Here is a 23004-nt window from a genome sequence, read left to right on the forward strand (position 1 = left end):
CCGGCACAGTGGTGACATGGACATGCTCTTCTCGATGATGGGCGGCAAGGGGATGTCGGGGCTGTTCAAGACCGGCACCGCCATCCTCACGACGCTCCTGGTGGTCCCCGCACTGCTCAAGCTCTTCGTGGTCACGGTCGACGAGGGCTGGGCCGCGATCCGCACCCGGAACGGCAAGCCGATCATCCGCAACCGTCCGCAGCGTCGTCCGACCAACCGTGGTGGCGCGGTCGGAGAGGTCGTCGTCCTGGATCCGGGCTCGCACGGCGCGTTCCCGCTCTTCTACTGGTACAAGCTCATCGACGTCCGCTGCCGGGCGACAGACCTGCCGGTCAGGGAGATGAGCGGTGCGAGCGGGCATCAGCACCGGGTGCACGCATCCTTCGAATGGCGGCCGATCCCGACGGGACGCGACCTGCGCGTGTTCGAGCTCGACGTCGTGAACGTCAAGGAGCGCGCCTCGAACATCGTCAGCGCGACTCTGCGAGATGTGATCCGCGGCTTCGACGGCGCCGAGCTGCCGCACAACGACGAGATCAACGCGCTCGTGATCGCCGCGAGCGACGAAGAGGTCCGCCGCGCCTGCGGCGTCGAGCTCGTGCGCGTGATGGTCACCGGCGATGCGCTGACCGACGGCTACCTGCTCTCGACGGCGCTGCGCGACACCGACCGCGGAGCGCAGGCGATCGCTTCGCTGCACGCCCTGAACTGACGACCGAGAAGTCTCCTCAGCGCCGTTCGTGCAGGGGCAGGTCGATCGCGCCGGTCTCCCCCGCGTTGCGGGCGATCGGGATCCGGGTGCCGAGCACCTGTGCCACCACGTCCTGCGCGATCTTCGACGCCGTCAGCCCCGCATCCACGAGGATCTCGTCGCGCGAGCCGTGATCGATGAACTCGTCCGGAAGACCGAGCTCATCCACGGCTGTGTCGATGCCAGCCTCGCGCAGCACCTGCCGCACGCGCGTCCCGATGCCGCCGACCCGGATGCCGTCCTCCAGCGTGATCACCAGGCGGTGACGCGCGGCGAGCTCGACGACCGAGGGCTGCACGGGGATCGCCCAGCGCGGATCGATCACGGTGGCGCCGATGCCCTGCGCCCGCAGGCGCGCCGCCACATCCATCGCGAGTGCCGCGAACGGCCCGATCCCGACCAGCAGGACGTCTTCGGACTCTCCTCGCGCCAGCAGGTCGACGCCGTCCCGCAGCCTCTCGAGGGCGGGAAGGTCCGGAGCCACCTCCCCCTTCGGGAAGCGGATGACCGTCGGCGCGTCGTCGATGGCGACGGCCTCGTCGAGCGCCTCCTTCAGCCGCGCACCGTCACGCGGAGCGGCGATGCGGATGTGCGGGACGATCTGCAGCATCGCCAGATCCCACATGCCGTGGTGACTGGGCCCGTCAGGGCCGGTGACGCCGGCGCGGTCGAGCACGAACGTGACACCGGCACGGTGGAGCGCGACGTCCATCAGCACCTGGTCGAACGCGCGGCCCATGAAGGTCGCGTACAGGGCGACCACCGGGTGCAGACCGCCGTATGCGAGGCCGGCCGCGGACGCGACCGCGTGCTGCTCGGCGATGCCCACGTCGTAGACGCGGTCGGGGAAGCGCTCCGCGAAGGGCGCGAGTCCTGTCGGGCGCAGCATGGCGGCGGTCATGGCGATCACGTCGTCACGGCGCTCCCCCACCTGCACGAGCGCATCGGAGAAGACATCCGTCCAGCCCTGTCCGCCGGACGACAGCGTCTCCCCCGTCGTCGGGTCTATGCGCCCGACGGCATGGAACTGGTCGGCCTCGTCGTCGCGGGCGGGCTGGAAGCCGCGGCCCTTCTCGGTGATCGTGTGCACGATGACCGGCGCGCCGTAGGACTTGGCGAGTTCGAGCGTCTCGAGCAGGGCGGGGAGGTCGTGACCGTCCACCGGGCCGAGGTACTTGATGTCGAGATTGGAATACAGCGCTTCGTTGTTCGTGAAGCGCGAGAGGAAGCCGTGCGTGCCGCCGCGGACTCCGCGGAAGACCGCGCGGCCCACCGGTCCGAAAGCCCGGAACAGGCGGTCCGACTTGCGGTGCAGGTCCTTGTACGCGGCGGCCGTGCGCACCCGGTTCAGGTAACGGGACATGCCTCCGATCGTCGGGGCGTACGAGCGTCCGTTGTCGTTCACGACGATGATGAGGTTGCGGTCGTTGTCGTCGGAGATGTTGTTCAGCGCCTCCCACGTCATGCCCCCGGTGAGGGCGCCGTCGCCGACGACGGCGATCACATGGCGGTCCGAGCGGCCGGTGGCGGTGAGGGCGCGCGAGATGCCGTCGGCCCAGCTCAGCGAGCTGGACGCGTGGGACGACTCGACGACGTCGTGCGGGCTCTCGCCGCGCTGCGGGTAACCGGCCAGGCCGCCGCGCAGGCGCAGGCCGGAGAAGTCGCTCCGCCCGGTCAGCAGCTTGTGCACGTACGACTGGTGACCGGTGTCGAAGATGAAGGGGTCGTCCGGCGAGGAGAAGACGCGGTGCAAGGCGATCGTCAGCTCGACCACACCGAGGTTCGGGCCGAGATGGCCCCCGGTTCGCGAGACGTTCTCGACCAGGAACTCACGGACCTCCGCCGCCAGCTCCACCAGCTGCTCCGCAGACAGGGCGTCGAGATCACGGGGTCCTGAGATGCTCGGAAGAATGGGCATCTGCACCTCCTCACAGGCTCCCAGAAAAGCATCCGCTTCCGGTGCGGACATCTCGTCGATCCTATCGCGCCCACCCGGGAAACCCCGGAGAACGAGGCGCCCTTGACAGACGGCGAAGGGGCCCGGATCCGTCGGATCCGAGCCCCTTCGCGGTTCGATCAGACCAGCGAGCGCAGCACGTACTGCAGGATGCCGCCGTTGCGGTAGTAGTCCGCCTCGCCGGGGGTGTCGATGCGCACGACCGCGTCGAACTCGACGATCTGCTTGCCCTCGGCCGAGTGCTCGCTCGGCGTGGCGGTGACGTGCACCGTCTTCGGGGTGACGCCGTTGTTGAGCTCCTCGAGACCGGTGATCGAGACGATCTCGGTGCCGTCGAGGCCCAGCGACTCCCAGCTCTCGCCCGCCGGGAACTGCAGCGGCACGACGCCCATCCCGATCAGGTTGGAGCGGTGGATGCGCTCGAAGCTCTCCGTGATGACTGCCTTGACGCCCAGCAGGCTCGTGCCCTTGGCCGCCCAGTCGCGCGAGGACCCGGAGCCGTACTCCTTGCCGCCGAACACGACGAGCGGGGTGCCCTGCCCGGCGTAGTTCTGGCACGCGTCGTAGATGTACGACTGGGGGCCGTCCGCCTGGGTGAAGTCGCGGGTGTAGCCGCCCTCGACGACCTGGCCGTTGTTGACGGCGGAGAGCATCAGGTTCTTCAGGCGGATGTTCGCGAAGGTGCCGCGGATCATGACCTCATGGTTGCCTCGCCGCGAGCCGAAGGAGTTGAAGTCCTTGCGGTCGACGCCGTGCTCCTCGAGGTACTTCGCCGCGGGCGTTCCCGGCTTGATGTTGCCGGCCGGGGAGATGTGGTCGGTGGTGACCGAGTCGCCGAGCGTCGCCATCACGCGCGCACCCTGGATGTCGCGCACCGGGGTGAGCTCCATCGTCATGCCGTCGAAGTACGGCGCCTTGCGGACGTACGTCGAGTTCTCGTCCCACTGGAAGATCGCGTCGTCCGGGGTGGGGAGGCTGCGCCAGCGCTCGTCGCCGTCGAAGACGGTGGCGTACTGCTTGATGAACTGGTCGCGCGAGATCGACGAGTCGACGATCTCCTGCACCTCGTCGGGCGTCGGCCAGATGTCCTTCAGGAACACGTCGTTGCCGTCGGTGTCCTTGCCGAGCGCGTCGGCCTCGAAGTCGAAGTGCATGGAACCTGCCAGCGCGTAGGCGATGACCAGCGGCGGGCTCGCCAGGTAGTTCATCTTCACGTCGGGGCTGATCCGGCCCTCGAAGTTGCGGTTTCCGGAGAGCACCGCTGTGACCGCGAGGTCGTGCGAGTTGATCGCCTCCGACACCTCTTCGATCAGCGGCCCCGAGTTGCCGATGCAGATCGTGCAGCCGTATCCGACGGTGTAGAAGCCGAGGCCCTCGAGGTCCTTGTCGAGACCGGACTTCTCGTAGTAGTCGGTGACGACCTTGGAGCCGGGGCCGAGCGTGGTCTTGACCCACGGCTTCTGCTTGAGGCCCTTCTGGAGCGCCTTGCGCGCCACCAGGCCCGCGGCGATCATGACCGACGGGTTCGAGGTGTTGGTGCACGAGGTGATGGCCGCGAGCGTGACGGCGCCGTTGTCGAGGATGTACTTCTCCCCGGCGGGCGTGGTGACGGGCACGGGCGTCGACGCGTGCGCGGGGGCACCGCTGTTGATGTGCACCGGACGCGTGGTCGTCTCCTCCTCGCCGGGGACCTGACCGGGGTCGGATGCCGGGAACGAGTGCTTCGACTCGAGATCGACGATGTCGTCCGAGGTCGAGGCGGATGCGTAGTTCTGGATGTCCTTCTCGAACTGCGTCTTCGCCTCGGAGAGGAGGATGCGGTCCTGCGGGCGCTTCGGGCCTGCGATCGACGGCACGACCGTGCCGAGGTCGAGCTCGAGGTACTCGCTGAAGACGGGCTCGTGGGCGGCGTCGTGCCAGAGCTTCTGCTCCTTGGCGTACGCCTCGACGAGCGCGACGGCCTCTTCGCTGCGGCCGGTGAGGCGCAGGTAGTCGAGGGTGACGTCGTCGATCGGGAAGATCGCCGCGGTGGAGCCGAACTCCGGCGACATGTTGCCGATGGTGGCGCGGTTCGCGAGCGGCACCGATGCGACGCCGGCTCCGTAGAACTCGACGAACTTGCCGACCACGCCGTGCTTGCGCAGCAGATCGGTGATCGTGAGCACCACGTCGGTGGCGGTGACGCCCGCCGGGATCTCGCCGGTGAGCCTGAAGCCGACGACGCGCGGGATGAGCATCGACACGGGCTGGCCGAGCATCGCGGCCTCGGCCTCGATGCCGCCGACGCCCCAGCCGAGCACGCCGAGGCCGTTCACCATGGTGGTGTGCGAGTCGGTGCCGACGCAGGTGTCGGGGTATGCGCGGAGCACGCCGTCGACGTCGCGGTCGTAGATGACCTTGGCCAGGTGCTCGATGTTCACCTGGTGGACGATGCCGGTGCCCGGCGGGACGACCTTGAAGTCCTGGAAGGCGGTCTGGCCCCAGCGCAGGAACTGGTAGCGCTCGCCGTTTCGCTCGTATTCGATCTCGACGTTGCGCTCGAGCGCGTTCTCCGAGCCGAAGAGATCCGCGATCACCGAGTGGTCGATGACCATCTCGGCGGGAGACAGCGGGTTGATCCGGTTCGCGTCGCCGCCGAGGGCGGTGACGGCCTCGCGCATGGTGGCGAGGTCGACGATGCAGGGCACACCCGTGAAGTCCTGCATGACCACGCGTGCCGGCGTGAACTGGATCTCGGTGTTGGGCTCGGCCGCGGCATCCCACGATCCGAGCGCCTCGATCTGCGCCTTCGTGACGTTCGCGCCGTCCTCGGTGCGAAGCAGGTTCTCCAGGAGGACCTTGAGGCTGAAGGGGAGCTTGTCGAAACCGGGCACCGTGTCGATGCGGAAGATCTCGTAGTCGGTGCTGCCGACCGTCAGGGTGCTCTTGGCACCGAAGCTGTTCACCGTGGACACGAATCCGTCTCCTTCTATGGGATGGGAGCGACAGGCGACTCCATCTTGCTCGCCGACGACGTGCCGCGGCTAGCAAGGCGGACCTAACCAGTCTGCGCCCTTCGGCTTCTCGGCAGAAGCCGTAGATTTATCTTGATGTCAAGATAAATCTATCACGCCTGCGTCGAGACGTCCGCAGTCGGCGCGCGCGGATAGAGCGCACGGACGACGAGCCACGTGACGGCGATCATCGGCGCGAACAGCGGCAGCCCCATGATCAGCTTGAGCGTGCCGAGCGCGGTGACCTCACCTGCGAGATAGAGCGGCAGCTGCACGGCGAGCCGTGCGAGGAAGAGCGCACCCCAGGCGATGCCGAGCCAGAGGAAGGCGCGGCGCTTGCGCCGGTCCCGGCGCCACGCGGTGCCCTCGCCCATCAGGAATCCGACGGCGATCCCGATCAGCGACCAGCCGATCAGCGCCGACACGAGGATCGCCGTGCCGTAGGCGGCGTTGGTGATGAGCCCGGGCACGAAGTTGTCCTGCCCGCGGCCGGTCCACAGAGCCAGACCTGCCGCCGCTCCCGCGGCGACCAGACCGCCGATGGCGGCGGACGGCGGCGACTTCTGGACGAGACGCACGATCGTGAACACCGCCGCGAGACCGACCGACACGCCGAGCGCGAGGATCAGCGGCTCAGGGCGGATGGTGAAAAGCACGACGAACGCGAGGCTGGGCAGCACCGATTCGAGGATGCCGCGCCACCCGCCGATGGCCGACCAGACGACCTTCTGCGTGCTGGCGCTGTCGGCCGGGTCGAGTCCTGCGCGCCGTGCGGCGCCGCCGAGAGCCGCGCCGATCAGCTCGGAGGCGCTCGGCTCCCGATCTGCGTCCGGCTCCGGGGTGCTCACGCCGAGCCCGGCGTGGCCGGCATCTTAAGCGGGATCAGATCGCGCGGGGGCATCGGCGCGCTGCCGCGCACCACGACGATCGACCGGAACAGGTCCTCGACCTTGGCCGCCGCCTCGAGATCGGATGCCGCCGCTCCCCCGATCACGCCGCGCAGGAACCACCGAGGACCGTCGATGCCGATGAAACGGGCCAGGCGCAGCTCCGAACCCTCGCTCGCGGGCGCGGGCACCTCGGCGAGAAGCTCCCGGCCGAGCGGGCCCTCGCGCTCCTCGACGCGGCCACCCTGGGCACGGACCTGGTCGCGCAGCTGCACACGGGTCTCATCCCAGAGCCCGCCGGAACGAGGAGCGGCGAACGGCTGCACCTGCAGCGAGGATTCGGCGTAGTCGAGCCCGACCGCGACGATCCGCTTGGACTGCTCCTCGACCTCGAGGCGCAGGTTCAGACCCTCGCGCGGCAGGATCTTGATCCCGCCGAGGTCGATGTACGGACGGACCGGATTCGCCTCGGAGTCGTCGAACGGTCCTTCGCTGGCCCGGTTCTCGGGTGCGGACTTCGAAGGGGTGGCGCTGTTGTCAGTCATTGGCCTTGCCTGCCTGCTGTTCGTGGAGTCCTGCCTGGTAGCCGGTGGAGCCGAATCCACCCTCGCCGCGAACGCTGTCTGGCAGCTCGTCGACCGGGATGAACGTCGCACGTGTCACCGGCATGATGATCAGCTGCGCGATGCGATCGCCGACCGCCACATCGTACGCGCTGCGGATGTCCGTGTTGATCAGGCTCACCTTGATCTCGCCCCGGTACCCCGCGTCGACGGTGCCCGGCGAGTTCACGATCGAGATGCCGTGCTTCGCGGCGAGCCCGCTGCGCGGCACGACGAAGGCGGCGTGGCCCTCGGGCAGTGCGATGCGGACTCCGGTCGCGACGAGCGCACGCTCGCCCGGTCCGAGGCGAACCGCTTCGGCCGCGACGAGGTCAGCGCCGGCGTCGCCGGGGTGGGCGTAGAAGGGGACCACAGCATCGCCGTTCAGCACAGGGGCGATAATGGGGACATCAACGGAATCAGTCACCCCAAGAGGCTAATGCAGAACCCCGCCCCCGAGACACGCCCGCGCTACCGCGAGCGGCTGTCGCCGAGCCTGTGGCTGCTGGTGACCGTCGCACTCGCCGGCCCCATGGTCTCGCTGATCTTCACGCCCGTCGGCTCGACGACCGCCCTTGTCATCGGCGCGGCCGTCTCCGCCCTGCTGGTCGCTGCGTTCATCGCGTTCACGCCGGTGGTGTCGGTCGAGGGCACGGTGCTGCGCGCCGGGCGCGCGCACATCGACGTCCGCCACCTCGGTGAGCCGGCGGCGCTCTCCGGCGACGATGCACGGCAGGCCCGCGGGCCCGGGCTGCCCGCACGGGGCTGGCATCTGATCCGCGGCGGGATCGACGGCGTGGTCGTCGTGCCCGACATCGATCCAGACGACCCCGTGGATTCGTGGACGATCTCCACGCGCACCCCGGATCGCCTGGCGGCGGCCATCCGCGCAGCGCGCGGCTGAGACGACGACGCGCCCCTGACCGTCAGGCCGGGGGCGCGTGATGTCTCGCTCTGTCGTGCGCTCAGGCAGCGCACTCCTTGCAGATGGGGCCGGACGAGTCCTCGTGATCGAGCTGCGAGCGGTGCTTCACCAGGAAGCAGCTCATGCAGGTGAATTCGTCCTGCTGCGCAGGCAGCACGACGACGTCGAGTTCGAGGTCGGACAGGTCGGCACCCGGGAGGTCGAAGCTGGACGGATTGTCCGAGTCCTCGTCGCCTGACGAGCCGGAGAGCTTGTCCGGCACACGCTCCTTGAGGGCTTCGATCGACTCGGAGTCGTCTTCACTCTTGCGGGGAGCGTCGTAATCGGTTGCCATGCGGTAAATCTCCACGTTCATGGTGCGAGTGGGTGGTGTGCCGTCGGGTAATCGGCGGCCATAGTTTGCACGACCGCGGGCGAATAAGCAAATGCCAGGGGCTGCGACAGTGCAAACTCGCGGCACGCCCACCGTATTCCCGGCTCCGGCGGGCGTCGCGTGACACCATGAGCGAACACCCATCAGAGGGGCATTCGCATGGAAAACGTCACCATCGTCGGCACAGAGGCAGGAGTCCTCGTACTCGCGACCGAGTCGGGCGAGCGGTTCTCGCTGCCCATCGACGACGTGCTGCACCGCGAGATCCGCCGAGCGACCCGTCAGAGCGAGCCGACCACGCAGCGCCTCGCCGCAAGCCCCCGCGACATCCAGGCGCAGATCCGCGCCGGCCTCACCGCCATCGAGGTCGCGGAGCTCCTCGGCATCAGCATCGAGGACGTCGTGCGCTTCGAGGGTCCCGTCCTCGCCGAGCGCGAGCACATCATCGACCAGGCCCTCGCTGTGCCGGTGCTGATCGGCAGCGAGGTCGAACCCGACGCCCAGCCCACCTTCGGCACCGCCATCCGCGCCAAACTCGCCGACGTCGAGGCCTCCGCGGAGCGCTGGGCGAGCTGGAAGGACGAGTCGGGCTGGATCGTGAAGCTCGAGTTCGCCGCCAACGACGTCGATCACGACGCCCGCTGGAGCTTCGACCCGCGGCGCAGCGCATTGTCTCCGCTGAACGCCGACGCCACCCAGCTCTCCCGGCAGGGATCCCTGCCGGACGGCCTGATCCCGCGCCTTCGCGCGGTCGAGGCGGAACGCACCAACTCGCCGTACAAGGACGAGAGCCGCTTCGACTCCGGCGCGTTCGGTCCGCGACTGCTTCCGGCGCCGGAAGCCGACGTCCTGGAGGGCGAGCTTCCGGAGCGCTCGGGCTCCGCCGCACAGGACGCCGCGATCAATCGCGCACCGGAGCACCAGACCACGAGCCCGGAGACTGCCGATCTCCTCGAGGCGCTCCGTCGTCGTCGCGGACAGCGCGAGACCGCTCCGCTGATCGATGATCTCGAGGACGACGTCCAGGAGTCCAGCCCGATCGCGCTGTTCGACGCGTTCGAGTCGAGTGCCGACGACGATGACGCGAAGCCGGCCCCCGAGCCTGCGACCGACGGCAGCGCACGCCGCCGCAGGCGCAACGCGATGCCGTCCTGGGACGAGATCGTGTTCGGAGCACGCACCGACGAGTGACACCGGCTGTCAGCACCGGCTGCCGGCAGCCGGCTGTCAGCGCGCGAACACTCCGCGCCTGAGCAGCGGCACCTGCCGCTCCTCGACGCTGATGCCGCCGTGCTGTCCGACCATGCCCCGGCTGCGCTGATCGTCCGCCGTGCCGTCGTACAGTGCCCCGTTTCCGCGCGCGACGACGAGCACGTCGCCGATGCGCGAGGCCGCGGCATCCGTCACGACCGGCCCGAACATGCCGGCCGCGATGGCCTCGGCCTTCGCGCAGACGTCGGCGAGCCCCTCGAGATCCGCGCGCATACGGGCCACCACGCCGCCGAGGTCGGCATCCGGCTCCAGGTAGACGTGCAGCATCCGCGGCTCGCCGCCCACATGCCGCACGCCGTCGAGATGCTCCGCCTCCAGCACCACCTGACGGTGCTCCGGCACATCGAGCATCCCGTGATCCGAGGTGATGATGACGCCGACGCCGTCGGGGACCGCCACCGACAGGGCCGCGTCGATCTCCTCCAGCGCCGACACCCACTTCGACGAGGCGATGCCGTGCTTGTGCCCTGCCTTGTCGGCCTCCGGGAGGTAGCAGTAGACGATCGCGCCGGGATTCCGCTCAGCGAGCTCGTACGCAGCGGCGACCCGGTCGGCGGGCGTGCGGGCAGCCACGAAGTCCGCTCCTCGCAGCGTGGCTCTGGTGAACCCGCTGTCGGCGTAGCCGGCGAACCCGACGGCGAACGACGGCCGCCCCTCGCCCCGAGCGCGCTCGAACAGGGTGGGCGCCGGCTGCCAGACGAGAGGGTCGATGCCCTCGGATTCCCAGCCGGAGAGCTGATTCACGAGGATGTCCCTCGAACGGTCGAGCACCCGGTAGCCGACCAGTCCGTGCTCGCCGGGGCCGACGCCCGTGAGGATGCTGGTGAGCGCCGCAGCGGTCGTCGAGGGGAACACCGAGTACGCGACATCCTTCTTCGCCATCCCGGCCGTGAGCGCCCTCGCGTGACCCGCGTGCGCGCGCAGGCTGATGGCTCCGAGGCCGTCGACGAGCACGAGCACTGCGGAGTCCGGGCGCGGCAGCGTCGGCGATTCTCCGCGCAGAGCGGCGAACAGGTCGTCCGCCACCCCGACGACGCTCCGGGCTGTCGGCGACTCGGACGGTAGCATGAGGGACATCCGAGCCAGTCTGACACAGGCTCCCGAAAGCCCTCAGTCACGCACCATTCAGGATGTCCATGCCGAAGACCCCGCCGCCCGAGCTCGCCCCTGAGAGAATCCAGGACATCGATCTCGAAAGCGAGATGCAGGGCTCGTTCCTCGAGTACGCGTACTCGGTCATCTACTCGCGCGCACTCCCCGACGCCCGCGACGGCCTCAAGCCCGTGCAGCGACGCATCCTGTACCAGATGGCCGAGATGGGCCTTCGCCCCGACCGCGGCCATGTGAAGAGCGCCCGTGTCGTCGGCGAGGTGATGGGAAAGCTGCACCCCCACGGCGACACCGCGATCTACGACGCGCTGGTGCGCCTGGCTCAGGAGTGGGCCCTCCGCGTGCCCCTCGTCGACGGCCACGGCAACTTCGGCTCGCTCGACGACGGCCCGGCCGCCGCCCGGTACACCGAGGCCCGCCTCGCGTCGCCGGCGATCGCGCTCACCGAGAACCTCGATGAGGACGTCGTCGACTTCATCCCCAACTACGACGGCCAGTTCCAGCAGCCGGCGGTCCTGCCGGCCGCCTTCCCGAACCTGCTCGTCAACGGCGCCAGCGGCATCGCGGTCGGCATGGCGACGAACATGGCTCCGCACAACCTGATCGAGGTCGTCGCCGCGGCCACGCACCTGCTCGAGCACCCGGACGCCACGACGGAAGAGCTCATGGAGTTCGTGCCAGGTCCGGACTTCCCGTCCGGCGGCATCCTGATGGGCCTCGACGGCGTCAAGGACGCGTACACGAACGGACGCGGGGCGCTGAAGGTCCGTGGCAAGGTGTCCGTCGAGCCGCTCGGCCCCCGGCGCACCGGCATCATCGTCTCCGAGCTGCCGTACATGGTGGGCCCCGAGCGCCTGATCGAGAAGATCCGCGACGCCGTGCAGTCCAAGAAGCTCCAGGGCATCAGCGATGTGACGGATCTCACCGACCGCAACCACGGCCTGCGCGTCGCGATCGGCATCAAGACCGGGTTCGACCCGAACGCCGTGCTCGAGCAGCTGTACCGGCTGACCCCGCTGGAGGATTCCTTCAGCATCAACAACGTCGCACTCGTCGAGGGGCAGCCGCGCACGCTCGGCCTCAAGGAGATGCTCAGCGTCTACGTGGCGCATCGGCTCGAGGTCATCACGCGCCGCAGCCGCTACCGGCTCGCGCGTCGCGAGGAGCGCCTGCACCTGGTCGAGGGCCTGCTCATCGCCATCCTCGACATCGACGAGGTCATCCAGGTCATCCGCTCGTCCGACGACTCGGAGCAGGCCCGCGCGCGACTGCGTTCGGTCTTCGACCTCAGCGAGCTGCAGGCCGAGTACATCCTCGAGCTCCGCCTGCGGCGCCTCACGAAGTTCTCCCGCATCGAGCTCGAGTCGGAGCGCGACGCGCTGCTCGCCGAGATCGCCGCGCTCCGCGAGCTGCTCGGCAGTCCTGTCCTCCTGCGCGGGGTAGTGGCGAAGGAGCTGGATGCCGCGGCCGACGCATACGGGACACCTCGTCGCACGCTGCTGATGAACGCCGCTCCGCCCAAGCCCCGCGCGACCAGGGGCGCCGTCGACCTGCAGATCGCGGACGCGCCGACCGTGCTCGTGCTGTCGACCACCGGTCGCGCCGTCCGCGTGGACCTCGGCGAGGGCCAGGAGCTCACGGTTCCCGCCCGCCGCAGCAAGCACGACGCGATCCTCACGACCATCGAGACGACGGTGCGGGCGGAGCTCGGTGCCCTGACGAGCGCCGGCCGGGTGGTGCGCTTCTCCCCCGTCGATCTGCCCTCAGTGCCGTCGACCTCGGTGCAGCTCGCCGCCGGCGCCGTGCTGCGCGACTATCTCGTCATCAGCACCAAGGGCGAGCGCATCGTCGGCTTCGTGAAGTTCGACAGCGACATCCCGATCGCGCTCGGCACCGCGCAGGGCACGGTCAAGCGCGTCGTCCCGTCATCGCTCCCGGTGCGCCCCGAGGTCGAGGTCATCGGCATGAAGCCGGGCGACAGCGTCGTCGGCGCCGCGGAGGCGCCGGATGACGTCGAGCTCGTGTTCGTGACGACCGACGCGCAACTGCTGCACTTCCCGGCATCCGCCGTGCGCCCGCAGGGAGCACCCGCCGGCGGCATGGCCGGGATCAAGCTCGGCGGGGGCGCCTCGGTGCTCTTCTTCGGCACCGTCTCCCCCGACGCCGAGGCGGTCGTCGCCACGGTCTCCGGGGCCGAGAGCATCCTGCCGGGCACCGACCCTGGACGCGCGAAGGTCTCCGCGTTCTCGGAGTACCCGGCCAAGGGCCGTGCGACCGGCGGAGTGCGCGCGCACGCGTTCCTGAAGGGCGAGGACCGCCTGACGGTCGCCTGGGTCGGCCCGAGCCCCGCGCAGGCCGTCGACCCCACCGGCGCGGTGCGCAAGCTCCCCGAGGCCGGCGCGAGGCGCGACGCCTCGGGTCAGCCCATCGACGGCGTCATCGGCTCGATCGGCCGCACCCTCGTCTGACCCCGGCTCGCGAGACTTCACAAATGTCACGTTCTGCGGCGAAAAACGTGACATTCGTGAAGTCTCGCGGGCTGTGAGCGGGCGCGTCGCGCGTCAGAGGCGCAGCGCGAGGACGTTCGCGGTGAGTCCGGCCGCAGTGCCGCACAGGATCACGGTGTCGCCGCGGCCGATCCGGCCGGCATCGAGCGCGCGGGCGAGCATGAACGGCACGGATGCCGACACCATGTTCCCGAACGCGGACACCTCGTCGATGCGGCGATCGGCTGGCACCCCGATCCGGTCGAGCATCGGCCCCAGCGCGGCCGACGCCTGATGCGGGATCCACAGGGCGACGTCGTCGTGGGCGATGCCAGACGAGGCGTGGAACGCGGCGAAGAACTCCGGGAGCACCCGCATCATCGCGAGCAGCGCCCGTCGCCCGTCCATGTCGAAGAGGTAGTCGGCGGGGTCGGCATCCGCGTAGTTCTGCGCAGGCGAGCGTGACAGGCCGCCGCGGATCTCCGTGTCGTGGGCGTAGGCGGGCCAGGTGCGCTGGGCGCTCGCGATGACCCCTTGCTCCGGGTCCTCCGACCGTCGCAGCACGACGGCCGCGGCGGCGTCGCTGAAGAGCTGGTGACTCTCCCGCTGCTCGATGTTGAGGAAGCGGGATCCGACGTCGCCCGAGAACACCAGGATCGTCTCATGCGCCCCGGACTCGAGCAGGTGCGAGGCCATGTCGAGCGCCGTGATGAAGCTCGTGCACGTCGAATTCACGTCGAAGGCCGCCGCGTGGCCGGTGAGCGTCAGGCGCTCCAGCACGAGCGCGGCCGTGCACGGGATCGGCTGGATGCCGGCCGCAGAGGCGCCGAGCACCAGGTCGACGTCATCCGCGCTGATGCCGGCGTGCCCCAGAGCCTTCTCGCACGCGCCGGCGAGCATGTCCAGATGGGAGACGTGATCCTCGATGCGGTAGCGCACCTCCTCGCCGAAACGCACCGTGCGCTCCGGCAGCACCGTGCCCCACCCTGCGATCTCACAGCTCCTCATCGCCGTCCCCCCTCCATGCCCGCACCACTCGGCGCAGCTTGACCGAACCGTCGTGCGCGTACGGTACGAAGATGATCTCCGGTGTCTCGCACCCGAGCCGGTCGGCGAGCGTCCGCAGCTCCGCGCGGACGCTCTCGCGGGCGCGTGCGTCCCGCACATCCAGCCCGACCTCCAGCAGGTTCGCTCCTGTCTGGACGACCCGGTACTCGTCGAACCCGTCGGCGTACAGCAGCGCACGGGCGACGAGGTCGGCGAACACCGGGACCGTGGATCCGTCCGGGCCGCGGAAGGCCAGGGTGTCGCCCTCACGGCCCTCGATCCGCTCGATCGCGGTGAGGGCGCTGCCGCACGCGCACGGCTCGGTGCGGGTCCGGAGCACGTCGCCGAGCCGGTAGCGCACGATCGGCTGCGCCCGGCGGCGCAGGTCGGTGACGATCGGCGTGAATCTCTCGTCATCCAGCGGCTCCCGCTCGAACAGGATCGCGTCCTCGTTCAGGTGGATCACGCCGCGCTCGCAGGTGTGCGCGAGGAAGCCCTCCGTGCACTGGTAGAGCTGGTGCACGACGGTCTGATGCAAAGACGCGGCGATGCGCTGCACGTCGGCGATCTCCAGCACCTCGGCGACGGCGTACACCTTCTGCGGGATCACGTCGAAGCGCCCGTCGTCCGCCGCCCGCGCGATCATCCTGAGCACGGAAGGCGGGGCGACGAGGAGCGTCGGGCGGTAGCGCCGCAGACGCTCGATGTTCTCCGTCATGTCGGCGTACACGTCGAAGTAGGAGAACGACACGGCCCTCGAGCCGACGGACTCGTAGAGGCTGTTGTCGGCACGCAGGAAGAGCGCGATGCGGTGACCGAGCAGCCGGCCGCGAGGGAGCGTGCGGGCGAGCACCGTGCCGACCCAGGCGTCGCGCTCGGCGCTGCTGACGACGAACAGTCCGCGGTGACCGCTGGTGCCGCTGGAGAGACCGACAGAGTGCGAGCCGAGGTCGGCGTCGAACTCCCTGGACCGCTCGTTCGCGATCGCGAGGGAGAGCGCCTCGTCACGGTGCACTCCGACGGTGTTGATCCGGTCGAACGCCCCCATCATCATGCTCTTGTCCATCAGCGGAAGCTCCGCGAAGCCGCCGCTCGCGAGGAGTTCGCCGAAGTGGGGCGACTTCCGCCGAAGGAACCGCAGATGCGCGCGCAGGAGCCGGCGCTGGCGCCGTTCGATCGCGGCGCGCGAACGCAGTGGACGCAGCCAGCGCACGGCGGCGAACTCGGCGAGGATGCGCAGCCTCCCCATCAGGTCAGCAGCTCCCTCTCCCCGAGGGGGTCGTGGCTGCAGACGATCCGGATGCCGGCATCAGTGAGGGCGCGCAGGGCCCGCGCGGTGCTCTCGTAGCGCGCGGGGTCGTGCTGGACGGCTCTCGGGATCGGCCGGAGTCCTGAGCTCGCGTCCAGGAGGTCTCTGCCCCAGGCCGCATCGCCGGCGAGCAGCACGCTCCCCTCGACGAGCGCTCCGACGTGACCGTCGGCGTGTCCCGGCAGCTCGACGACCAGGTACGAGCCGTCGCCGAGCACATCCGCCGCGCGCAGCCGTACGCCGTGCACCTCGACCTGACGGAAGGCCGCGTCGTCCAGGACGATGCGGCTCGCAGTCGGGAACCACTCCGGGAGGAGTCGCGGCAGCACACCTGTGCGCAGCCGCGGGGCGGCGAGTGTGCGCAGCATCCCCTCGGTGAGCACGAAGGTCGCAGTGGGGAACCGGTGGACGCCGCCGACGTGATCCGGGTGCAGGTGCGACAGCACGACGTGAGTGACTGAGCCGGGGTCGACGCCGTCGCCCTCGAGCTGCGCGGCGATGTCGTCAGCATCCGCGACGCGGGGAGGAAGAAGGCGGCGGTAGGCGGCGCCGCGCCATCCGGTGCGCCATTCACCGGTGCGGTAGCCGGTGTCGAACAGCACGCGGCGGCCGTCGGCCGCGTCGAAGAGGAAGACGCCGGACGGGAACTCCCTGACGTCTTTCGCGGCGCCGCGGAACATCGCGCCGACGTCGTGGGTGGTGCTGCCGCACGTGTAGTGACGGAGCCGGCCCGTCATGCGCCGGCCCGCAGATGGGCGGCGACCCTGGCGAGGGCCTCGTCGAGCGAGACCTGCGGACGATAGCCGAGCTCGTCCTTCGCGCGGGAGATGTCGAGCGTCTGCGAGAACGCGATCGTGCTCAGCGTGTAGCGGGTGAGCGGAGGCTCCGGCCGGCCGGGGATCACGCCGCACACCGCTTCGAGAGCGGATGCTGCAGCCCACGCTGCTCGTCTGCTGACCCGCCTCAGCCGCGGGGTCTCCCCCACCAGGTCCAGGAGCGTGACCAGAAGCTCGCGGAACGGGCGGGGGTCGTCGTTGGAGATGTTGTACACGCCGCCCGCCGCGTCGCCGCGCGTGAGCGCCAGGCGCAGGGCGGCTGCGGCGTTCTCGACGGCGGTCACGTCGATCAGGGTGCTCCCGCCGTCGAACAACGGGATGCCGATGCGAGCATGCACCTCCAGCAGCCGCGGCATCAGGCTCGGGTCGCCGACCCCGATCAGCCCCCGCGGCCGCACGATCACGAGCTCGCCGATCTCGCCGGCGCTGCGCGCATCCTGCAGCAGCCGCTCGGCGGCGATCTTCGAGCGGATGTAGCCGTTGAGGCGGTTGGCCGGATCGAACTCGTCCTCGCGGATGCCGACGCGGTCCCGCGCCGCGGCGTAGACGCTCGGCGAGGAGACGTGCACTATGCGGCGCACGCCATTGCGCCGCGCGAACTCCACGACATGCCGCGTTCCGTCGACGTTCGCCTCGCGGAACGCCGGCCACGAACCCCATGGAGTCGACAGCCCTGCGCAGTGGATGACGGCGTCGACCGTCAGCGTCTCGGTCCGGAGCGACGCCAGATCGCCGACGATTCGATGCTCGGCATCGGCCACCTCCGCGAGGGCGGCGGCGCTGCGTCCGGCGGCGAAGACCTCGTGCCCGTGCGTCCGCAGATCGCGCACCACATGGCCGCCGAGGAACCCGCTCGCCCCCGTCACCAGCACACGGGCTCCGGACATGGTCAACACCCTAGCGGCCCTACTGTGGTGAGGTGCGCATCGCCATGGTCACCGACTACTACCTGCCGACGCTCGGCGGCGTGCAGACCGTGATCAAGGCGCACAGGGAGTCGCTGGAGCAGGACGGACACGAGGTGACCGTGTTCGCCCCGCTGTCCGCGCCGAGCACGGATCCGGCGATCGTGCGGCTCCCCACCGCCCGCCGTTTCGCTCCCGACGGCTACCCGTTCACGTGGAGTCCTGCCGCGGCCGCGGAGCTCCTGACGGCGGAGCTGCGGGCACGGCGGATCGACGTCGTTCACGTGCACACCGAGATGTTCGCGGCCCTCGCCGGTTTCGAGGCTGCCGGGGCCATCGGCATCCCGGTCGTGCAGACCATGCACGGACGCATCGACGTGTACACCCGCTCCGTGCTCCCGATGCCGTCGGTCACCACGGCACTTCTCGCCGTAATGCACCGGCGCCGGATGAGTCACGGCCGCGCATCGATCGATCCTGCGCAGCCGTATGCGCGCACGCGGACGGCGCGCCGGATGTGGCGCCTCATGGTCAGTCAGGCCAACCACGCCGATCAGGTGATCGTCCCCTCCGCACACTTCGCGTCGAAGCTGATCGCACAGGGCGTGCGGACGCCGGTCACGGTGCTGTCGAACGGGCTGGAGGCATCGGTGCTCGACGACATCGGCGAACCGGTGACGCGCGTCGTCGACGCGGATGAACCGCTGCGGGTGCTGTGGTGCGGCCGGCTCTCCCCCGAGAAGCGCCCGCAGGTGTTCGTCGACGCGATCGCGCAGGTGCCGGGGATCACGGCGGACATGTTCGGTGACGGTGTCGCCGGCGGCGCCGTGCGACGGCGCGTCGCGGGCCTGCCTGCCAGACGCATCGTCGTCCACGGCGGCGTCCCGCAGGCGCGGGTGCTGGCTGCCATGCGCGAGGCGCACGTCGTGGTGTCCAGCTCTCTGGATTTCGACAATCAGCCGATGGTGCTGCTGGAGGCGATCGCCTCCGGACTGCCGGTCATCGTGACCGACCCCGATCTCGCCGAGTCGCTGCCGCCGGGCGGCAGGCTGGTGACCAGGACACCGGATGCCGCAGGCCTCGCCACAGCCCTCCGTGAGCTCCGCGACGCCCCTGCCCTCGTCACGCGGATGAGCGCCGCCGCGGTCGCGCACCGCGACCACGTCGCCCAGACCACGCACCGGGACGCACTCCTCCGCGTGTACGACGCGGCTCGCGCCGCAGGAGCGTAACGCAGGTCAGGCGTCGATCGACTCGCGCGACAGATGACCTGCCGAATCGATGATGAACTCGCGGCGAGGCGCGACCTCGTTGCCCATCAGCAGCTCGAAGACGCGACCTGCGGCCTCGGCGTCCTCCATCCGCACACGGCGCAGGAGCCTCCCGCCGCGGTCCATGGTCGTGGTCGCCAGCTGCTCGGCATCCATCTCTCCGAGACCCTTGTACCGCTGGATGGGCTCGTGCCAGCGCTTGCCCGCCTTGCGGAGCTTCGCGAGCAGCGCGTGCATCTCCTGCTCGCTGTACGTGTAGATCGTCTCGTTCGGCTTGGAGCCGGGGTTCATCACGATCACCCGGTGCAGCGGCGGGACTGCGGCGAACACCCGGCCGTCCTCGATCAGCGGCCGCATGTACCGGAAGAACAGCGTCAGCAGCAGGGTGCGGATGTGCGCGCCGTCGACGTCGGCGTCGCTCATCAGGATCACCTTGCCGTAGCGAGCGGCGTCGATGTCGAAGCTGCGGCCGGAGCCGGCCCCGATCACCTGGATGATCGACGCGCACTCGGCGTTTGAGAGCATGTCGCCGACCGACGCCTTCTGCACGTTGAGGATCTTGCCGCGGATCGGCAGCAGCGCCTGGAACTCGCTGTTGCGGGCGTTCTTCGCTGTGCCGAGCGCCGAGTCGCCCTCGACGATGAACAGCTCGCTGCGCTCGACCTCGTTCGTGCGGCAGTCCACGAGCTTCGTCGGCAGCGTCGAGGACTCGAGCGCGTTCTTGCGGCGCTGAGTCTCCTTGTGCGCGCGTGCCGAGACCCTGGCCTTCATCTCCGCGACGATCTTGTCGAGAAGCTGGGTCGCCTGGCTCTTGTCGTCGCGCTTCGTGGAGCTGAATCGGGCCCCGAGGTCGTTGCGGAGCACCTGCGCGACGATCTGGCGCACGGCCGGCGTGCCGAGCACCTCCTTGGTCTGCCCCTCGAACTGCGGCTCCGGCACGTTGACCGTGAGCACCGCGGTGAGACCCGCGAGGACGTCGTCCTTCTCGAGCTTGTCGGACGCCGAGACCTTCAGCCGGCGCGCGTTCTGCTCGACCTGCGCGCGCAGCGTCTTGAGCATCTCCTGCTCGAAACCCTGCTGGTGGGTGCCGCCCTTGGGCGTCGAGATGATGTTCACGAACGAGCGCACGGTCGTCTCGTAGCCGGTTCCCCAGCGCAGCGCGATGTCGACGCCGCAGACCCGCTCCACCTCGGTCGAGACCATGTGCCCGTCGGCCTGGAGCACAGGGACCGTCTCCTTGAAGACGCCCTCGCCCTGGATCCGCCACGTGTCTGTGACCGGGGCGTCGGTGGCGAGGTACTCGACGAACTCGGAGATGCCGCCCTCGTAGCGGTGGGAGGTCTCGTTCAGCGCGCGGTCGCCCTCGGCCGCCGCGGCGCGCTCGTCCCTGATCACGATCTCGAGCCCCGGCACGAGGAACGCCGTCTGCCTTGCGCGGGTCTCGAGCTCGGCGAGCTGGAACGCCGCGTCCTTCGTGAAGATCTGCCGATCGGCCCAGTACCGGACGCGGCTGCCGGTCACCCCGCGGGCGGTCTTGCCGATGACCCGCAGCTCGCTCTTGTCCTCGAACGGCGAGAACGGCGCATCCGGGCGCTTCTCCCCCGAGTCCTTGAAGATCCCCGGCTCACCACGGTGGAAGGACATCGCGTGGGTCTTGCCGCCGCGGTCGACCTCCACGTCGAGCCGCTCGGAGAGCGCGTTCACGACGGACGCGCCGACGCCGTGCAGACCGCCGGATGCCGCATACGACCCGCCGCCGAACTTGCCGCCGGCGTGGAGCTTGGTGAACACGACCTCGACACCCGTCAGTCCGGTGCGCGGTTCGACGTCGACCGGGATGCCGCGGCCTTGGTCGTGCACCTCGACGCTGCCGTCGGGGTGCAGGATGATGTCGATCCTCGACCCGTTGCCCGCGACGGCCTCGTCGACGGCGTTGTCGATGATCTCCCAGAGGCAGTGCATCAGGCCCGGCGATCCGTTCGAGCCGATGTACATGCCCGGTCGCTTGCGGACGGCCTCGAGCCCTTCGAGCACCTGGAGATGATGGGCGGAATACTCGGCGGTCACAATCTCCGAGTCTATTCGCGGCCGGGTCTCGGACCCGGCAGACACTCCCCGCGTTTGTCCATCCCATGGCGCCCGCGTACGCGGTGAGCGAAACACGCCGATATCCGGGCATGCCTCCAGGTTGAGCATGGTTGTATTGATCAAGTCCCGACCGTGAACCCGACACTCTAGGAGGCACCGAGATGAACGCAACGACCGAACGTGAGACCTCCGCCGTCGAGTTCCGCCTGACCGCGATGGATCGCTGTGATTCCTGCGGCGCTCAGGCGTACATCGCCGCCGAGGTCAACGGATCCGAGCTGCTCTTCTGCGCCCACCACGGCCGCAAGTACGAGGAGAAGCTCCGCAGCATCGCCACCAGCTGGCACGACGAGACCGCGCGCCTCGTCGAGACGGTCTGACAGCCGCTCAGTCGCCCCGCAGAAGCGCCTGGGTCCCTGAGGCTGTCGAAGGGCTGACGATCACTCGGCGCACCCGTGGGGTGAGCCGGGTGAGGATCTCCTCGCCGACGGTGCCGATGCGCTCTGCGAGGGAGGTGGCGCTCTCCTCGCCCTGGCCCCCAGGGCCGAAGAGCACGATCTCGTCGCCGACGGCCATCCCGGGCCAGCCGGCGACCCTTGACGCCAGATGATCGATCCGCTCCAGGGCCCTGGCTCCGGCGGGTGTGCCCACGGCGGCTCCGGCGAGGGTCGAGGGCAGCCCGTCGAAGGACCCGATGCCGACAAGGGCGCAGTCGTCGACCACGTCGACGACGGTTGCGACCAGCTCCGCCACCGGCGTGATTCCGGCGAGCTCGGGGCCGTCTGCGGAGCGGATGCCGTAGCAGAACGCTCCGATCCTCGACAGGGATCCGCGCAGCTCCGACCGCCACCATGACGCGGCGGATGCCGTGAGGTGAAGCACCTGCGGCGCCTCTGCCGGGTCCCCCGTCAGGTTGACGGCCTCGAGGAAGACCCGCTGCGCCTCGTCGTCCTCCGCATCGCTGGCCTCGGCGAGGTGGCTCCAGACGCCGACCAGCGCGACGTGCCCTCCGGCCTCTGCGGCGCGCGCCGCCGCGACGGTCTGCTCCCACTCCTCGGGCAGCAGGCCGTTGCGATGCAGGCCGGTGTCGATCTTCAGATGCACGCCGGCGCGGAGGCCCAGCGTCTGCGCACGGGACACGATGCGCGCGAGGTACTCCGCCGTGCCGACGCCGAGATCGATCCGGTGGAGCAGCGCCTCGTCGATCTCGGCATCCGTCGATGTCGCCCAGGCGAAGATCCGCGCGTCCGCCTGGAGGACTCTGCGCACCTCCAGTGCGCTGCGGACGTCGTAGCTGCCGTACCAGCCCACTCCACCGCGCTCCGCGGCCTCGACCGCCCAGCTCAGGCCGTGACCGTATGCGTCGTCCTTCAGGACCAGCATCAGCTCCGAGGGGGCGATCCGCTCTCGCACGGCCCGGATGTTCGAGAGGAAGCGCTCGGTGTGGATGCGCAGCTCGGGCCGGTTCACGCCTCCCACCCCCGGATCGCATGGGCACCGGCGACCGTCACGAGCTCGGCGACACTGAGCCCGGTCACCGCATGCCAGCGCGCCAGCGCCGGCGCCGCGGGTCCGCTGCCGCCGAAAAACGTCACCTCGGTGCCGACCGCCGCATCCGCGCCCTGCAGGTCGACAACGCACACGTCCATCGCGACGCGCCCGACGATCGGCCGCACGACCGAATCGACCTCGACATGCGCCTCGTTGCCGAGCGCGCGGACGATGCCCTGCGCATAGCCGCCGGTGACCAGTGCCACCACGGTGTCAGCGGCGGCGCGATGCGTGTAGCCGTAGGAGACCGCGTCGCCGGCCTTGAGCCTCTTCGTCGACAGCACCCGACCGGTGAGGCGCATCGCCGGTCGGCCGACCAGGACGCCCTGCTCGTCGGGGAGTCCGTAGAGAAGCACCGGATCGATGTCGGGCTCACCCTCGACGACCGCGTCTATGCCCTCCAGCCGCAGCATCCCGGCCTCGCTGTCGCTGTCGACCAGTACGGCTCCGACGCCCGAGGCGGTCACCGTCTGCGCAACGCCCAGCACTCCGTGCCCCCAGGCGTCACGACGGAGATCGGCGACGCGGAACCCCGATGCGACCGCCGCGGCCGACGCGGCCGACAGCGCGGAGCGGGAGATCATCGCGCGCGGGCGGGCGCTGGAAGTCGTCTCACACACGTGCTCCAGCCTAGCTCCGGC

General features: G+C 69.8%; 20 protein-coding genes. 6 read left to right on the top strand and 14 right to left on the bottom strand.

Features of this window, described 5'->3' with window-relative positions; genetic code table 11:
* The first annotated feature begins 16 nt into the window (after positions 1-16).
* A complete protein-coding gene (locus IPV10_RS00900; protein WP_207479402.1) occupies positions 17-712 on the top strand; it encodes an SPFH domain-containing protein in 696 nt (231 codons plus the stop codon).
* A gap of 16 nt (positions 713-728) precedes the next feature.
* Here the strand turns inward: IPV10_RS00900 and dxs are convergent, their stop codons facing one another.
* The 5 genes from dxs to dut all read right to left on the bottom strand — a co-directional run bounded on the left by dxs (position 729) and on the right by dut (position 7617).
* The gene (gene dxs / locus IPV10_RS00905; protein ID WP_207479405.1) at positions 729-2669 is read right to left on the bottom strand and encodes a 1-deoxy-D-xylulose-5-phosphate synthase; all 1941 of its coding nucleotides are present in this window, start codon (positions 2667-2669) and stop codon (positions 729-731) included.
* Positions 2670-2827: 158 nt separating this feature from the next.
* Complete coding sequence (locus IPV10_RS00910) at positions 2828-5662, bottom strand: aconitate hydratase (RefSeq protein ID WP_207479408.1); 2835 nt, start codon at positions 5660-5662, stop codon at positions 2828-2830.
* 152 nt (positions 5663-5814) lie between these two features.
* On the bottom strand, positions 5815-6549 hold the full coding sequence (locus tag IPV10_RS00915; protein ID WP_207479410.1) for a DUF3159 domain-containing protein: 735 nt from the start codon (positions 6547-6549) through the stop codon (positions 5815-5817).
* Positions 6546-7133 carry a DUF3710 domain-containing protein gene (locus IPV10_RS00920; protein WP_207479414.1) on the bottom strand — a complete coding sequence of 196 codons (588 nt, stop codon included), beginning with the start codon at positions 7131-7133 and terminating at the stop codon, positions 6546-6548. Before IPV10_RS00920 ends, IPV10_RS00915 begins: the two co-directional genes overlap by 4 nt.
* Positions 7126-7617, bottom strand: a complete 492-nt coding sequence (dut, locus tag IPV10_RS00925) for a dUTP diphosphatase (protein WP_207479417.1) — start codon at positions 7615-7617, stop codon at positions 7126-7128. The genes IPV10_RS00920 and dut overlap by 8 nt, the downstream gene beginning before the upstream one ends.
* A 12-nt stretch (positions 7618-7629) precedes the next feature.
* Here dut and IPV10_RS00930 point away from each other — a divergent pair, with 12 nt between their 5' ends.
* A complete protein-coding gene (locus IPV10_RS00930; RefSeq protein WP_207479419.1) occupies positions 7630-8094 on the top strand; it encodes a DUF3093 family protein in 465 nt (154 codons plus the stop codon).
* Positions 8095-8155: 61 nt separating this feature from the next.
* Here IPV10_RS00930 and IPV10_RS00935 read toward each other — a convergent pair whose 3' ends face one another.
* Entirely contained in the window at positions 8156-8449 is a 294-nt protein-coding gene (locus tag IPV10_RS00935; RefSeq protein ID WP_207479422.1) for a DUF4193 domain-containing protein, read from the bottom strand.
* A gap of 198 nt (positions 8450-8647) precedes the next feature.
* Here IPV10_RS00935 and sepH point away from each other — a divergent pair, with 198 nt between their 5' ends.
* A complete protein-coding gene (sepH, locus tag IPV10_RS00940; RefSeq protein ID WP_207479425.1) occupies positions 8648-9679 on the top strand; it encodes a septation protein SepH in 1032 nt (343 codons plus the stop codon).
* 36 nt (positions 9680-9715) lie between these two features.
* Here the strand turns inward: sepH and IPV10_RS00945 are convergent, their stop codons facing one another.
* Positions 9716-10837 carry an alkaline phosphatase family protein gene (locus IPV10_RS00945; RefSeq protein WP_242684465.1) on the bottom strand — a complete coding sequence of 374 codons (1122 nt, stop codon included), beginning with the start codon at positions 10835-10837 and terminating at the stop codon, positions 9716-9718.
* 59 nt (positions 10838-10896) lie between these two features.
* Between IPV10_RS00945 and IPV10_RS00950 the strand changes: the two genes are divergently transcribed.
* Positions 10897-13338 (top strand): DNA topoisomerase (ATP-hydrolyzing) subunit A, encoded by a 2442-nt coding sequence (locus tag IPV10_RS00950; RefSeq protein WP_207479427.1) that lies wholly within the window; start codon positions 10897-10899, stop codon positions 13336-13338.
* 93 nt (positions 13339-13431) lie between these two features.
* On the opposite strand, the gene IPV10_RS00955 is transcribed toward IPV10_RS00950, so the two are convergent.
* The 4 genes from IPV10_RS00955 to IPV10_RS00970 are packed head-to-tail and all read right to left on the bottom strand — an operon-like array spanning position 13432 to position 17435.
* Positions 13432-14364, bottom strand: coding sequence for a 3-oxoacyl-ACP synthase III family protein (locus IPV10_RS00955; RefSeq protein ID WP_207479430.1), 933 nt, complete (start codon positions 14362-14364; stop codon positions 13432-13434).
* On the bottom strand, positions 14351-15652 hold the full coding sequence (locus IPV10_RS00960; RefSeq protein WP_207479433.1) for a F390 synthetase-related protein: 1302 nt from the start codon (positions 15650-15652) through the stop codon (positions 14351-14353). Before IPV10_RS00960 ends, IPV10_RS00955 begins: the two co-directional genes overlap by 14 nt.
* Positions 15652-16449 (bottom strand): MBL fold metallo-hydrolase, encoded by a 798-nt coding sequence (locus IPV10_RS00965; protein WP_207479436.1) that lies wholly within the window; start codon positions 16447-16449, stop codon positions 15652-15654. The genes IPV10_RS00960 and IPV10_RS00965 overlap by 1 nt, the downstream gene beginning before the upstream one ends.
* The gene (locus IPV10_RS00970; protein WP_207479439.1) at positions 16446-17435 is read right to left on the bottom strand and encodes an NAD(P)-dependent oxidoreductase; all 990 of its coding nucleotides are present in this window, start codon (positions 17433-17435) and stop codon (positions 16446-16448) included. The genes IPV10_RS00965 and IPV10_RS00970 overlap by 4 nt, the downstream gene beginning before the upstream one ends.
* 32 nt (positions 17436-17467) lie before the next feature.
* Between IPV10_RS00970 and IPV10_RS00975 the strand changes: the two genes are divergently transcribed.
* Positions 17468-18685, top strand: coding sequence for a glycosyltransferase (locus IPV10_RS00975; RefSeq protein ID WP_207479443.1), 1218 nt, complete (start codon positions 17468-17470; stop codon positions 18683-18685).
* A 6-nt stretch (positions 18686-18691) separates the two neighbouring features.
* Here the strand turns inward: IPV10_RS00975 and IPV10_RS00980 are convergent, their stop codons facing one another.
* Positions 18692-20791, bottom strand: a complete 2100-nt coding sequence (locus IPV10_RS00980; RefSeq protein ID WP_307861021.1) for a DNA topoisomerase IV subunit B — start codon at positions 20789-20791, stop codon at positions 18692-18694.
* Between the two features lie 182 nt (positions 20792-20973).
* Here IPV10_RS00980 and IPV10_RS00985 point away from each other — a divergent pair, with 182 nt between their 5' ends.
* Positions 20974-21192: a hypothetical protein gene (locus IPV10_RS00985; RefSeq protein ID WP_207479446.1), complete on the top strand. Its 219-nt coding sequence runs from the start codon at positions 20974-20976 to the stop codon at positions 21190-21192.
* Positions 21193-21199: 7 nt separating this feature from the next.
* Here the strand turns inward: IPV10_RS00985 and IPV10_RS00990 are convergent, their stop codons facing one another.
* Together IPV10_RS00990 and IPV10_RS00995 are read right to left on the bottom strand one after the other, a co-directional pair.
* A complete protein-coding gene (locus tag IPV10_RS00990; RefSeq protein WP_207479449.1) occupies positions 21200-22282 on the bottom strand; it encodes an alanine racemase in 1083 nt (360 codons plus the stop codon).
* A complete protein-coding gene (locus IPV10_RS00995; protein ID WP_307861022.1) occupies positions 22279-22983 on the bottom strand; it encodes an alanine racemase C-terminal domain-containing protein in 705 nt (234 codons plus the stop codon). Before IPV10_RS00995 ends, IPV10_RS00990 begins: the two co-directional genes overlap by 4 nt.
* Between the last annotated feature and the right edge of the window lie 21 nt (positions 22984-23004).

This window comes from Microbacterium sp. SD291 (assembly GCF_017355365.1).
GTDB lineage: Bacteria > Actinomycetota > Actinomycetes > Actinomycetales > Microbacteriaceae > Microbacterium.

Excerpts from the sequence above, each read along its gene's own strand:
- IPV10_RS00900 (WP_207479402.1), top strand. The coding sequence starts at position 17 with ATGGACATGCTCTTCTCGATGATGGGCGGCAAGGGGATGTCGGGGCTG.
- dxs (WP_207479405.1), bottom strand. The coding sequence starts at position 2,669 with ATGCCCATTCTTCCGAGCATCTCAGGACCCCGTGATCTCGACGCCCTG.
- IPV10_RS00920 (WP_207479414.1), bottom strand. The coding sequence starts at position 7,133 with ATGACTGACAACAGCGCCACCCCTTCGAAGTCCGCACCCGAGAACCGG.
- IPV10_RS00930 (WP_207479419.1), top strand. The coding sequence starts at position 7,630 with ATGCAGAACCCCGCCCCCGAGACACGCCCGCGCTACCGCGAGCGGCTG.
- IPV10_RS00935 (WP_207479422.1), bottom strand. The coding sequence starts at position 8,449 with ATGGCAACCGATTACGACGCTCCCCGCAAGAGTGAAGACGACTCCGAG.
- sepH (WP_207479425.1), top strand. The coding sequence starts at position 8,648 with ATGGAAAACGTCACCATCGTCGGCACAGAGGCAGGAGTCCTCGTACTC.
- IPV10_RS00945 (WP_242684465.1), bottom strand. The coding sequence starts at position 10,837 with ATGTCCCTCATGCTACCGTCCGAGTCGCCGACAGCCCGGAGCGTCGTC.
- IPV10_RS00950 (WP_207479427.1), top strand. The coding sequence starts at position 10,897 with ATGCCGAAGACCCCGCCGCCCGAGCTCGCCCCTGAGAGAATCCAGGAC.
- IPV10_RS00955 (WP_207479430.1), bottom strand. The coding sequence starts at position 14,364 with ATGAGGAGCTGTGAGATCGCAGGGTGGGGCACGGTGCTGCCGGAGCGC.
- IPV10_RS00960 (WP_207479433.1), bottom strand. The coding sequence starts at position 15,652 with ATGGGGAGGCTGCGCATCCTCGCCGAGTTCGCCGCCGTGCGCTGGCTG.
- IPV10_RS00965 (WP_207479436.1), bottom strand. The coding sequence starts at position 16,449 with ATGACGGGCCGGCTCCGTCACTACACGTGCGGCAGCACCACCCACGAC.
- IPV10_RS00970 (WP_207479439.1), bottom strand. The coding sequence starts at position 17,435 with ATGTCCGGAGCCCGTGTGCTGGTGACGGGGGCGAGCGGGTTCCTCGGC.
- IPV10_RS00985 (WP_207479446.1), top strand. The coding sequence starts at position 20,974 with ATGAACGCAACGACCGAACGTGAGACCTCCGCCGTCGAGTTCCGCCTG.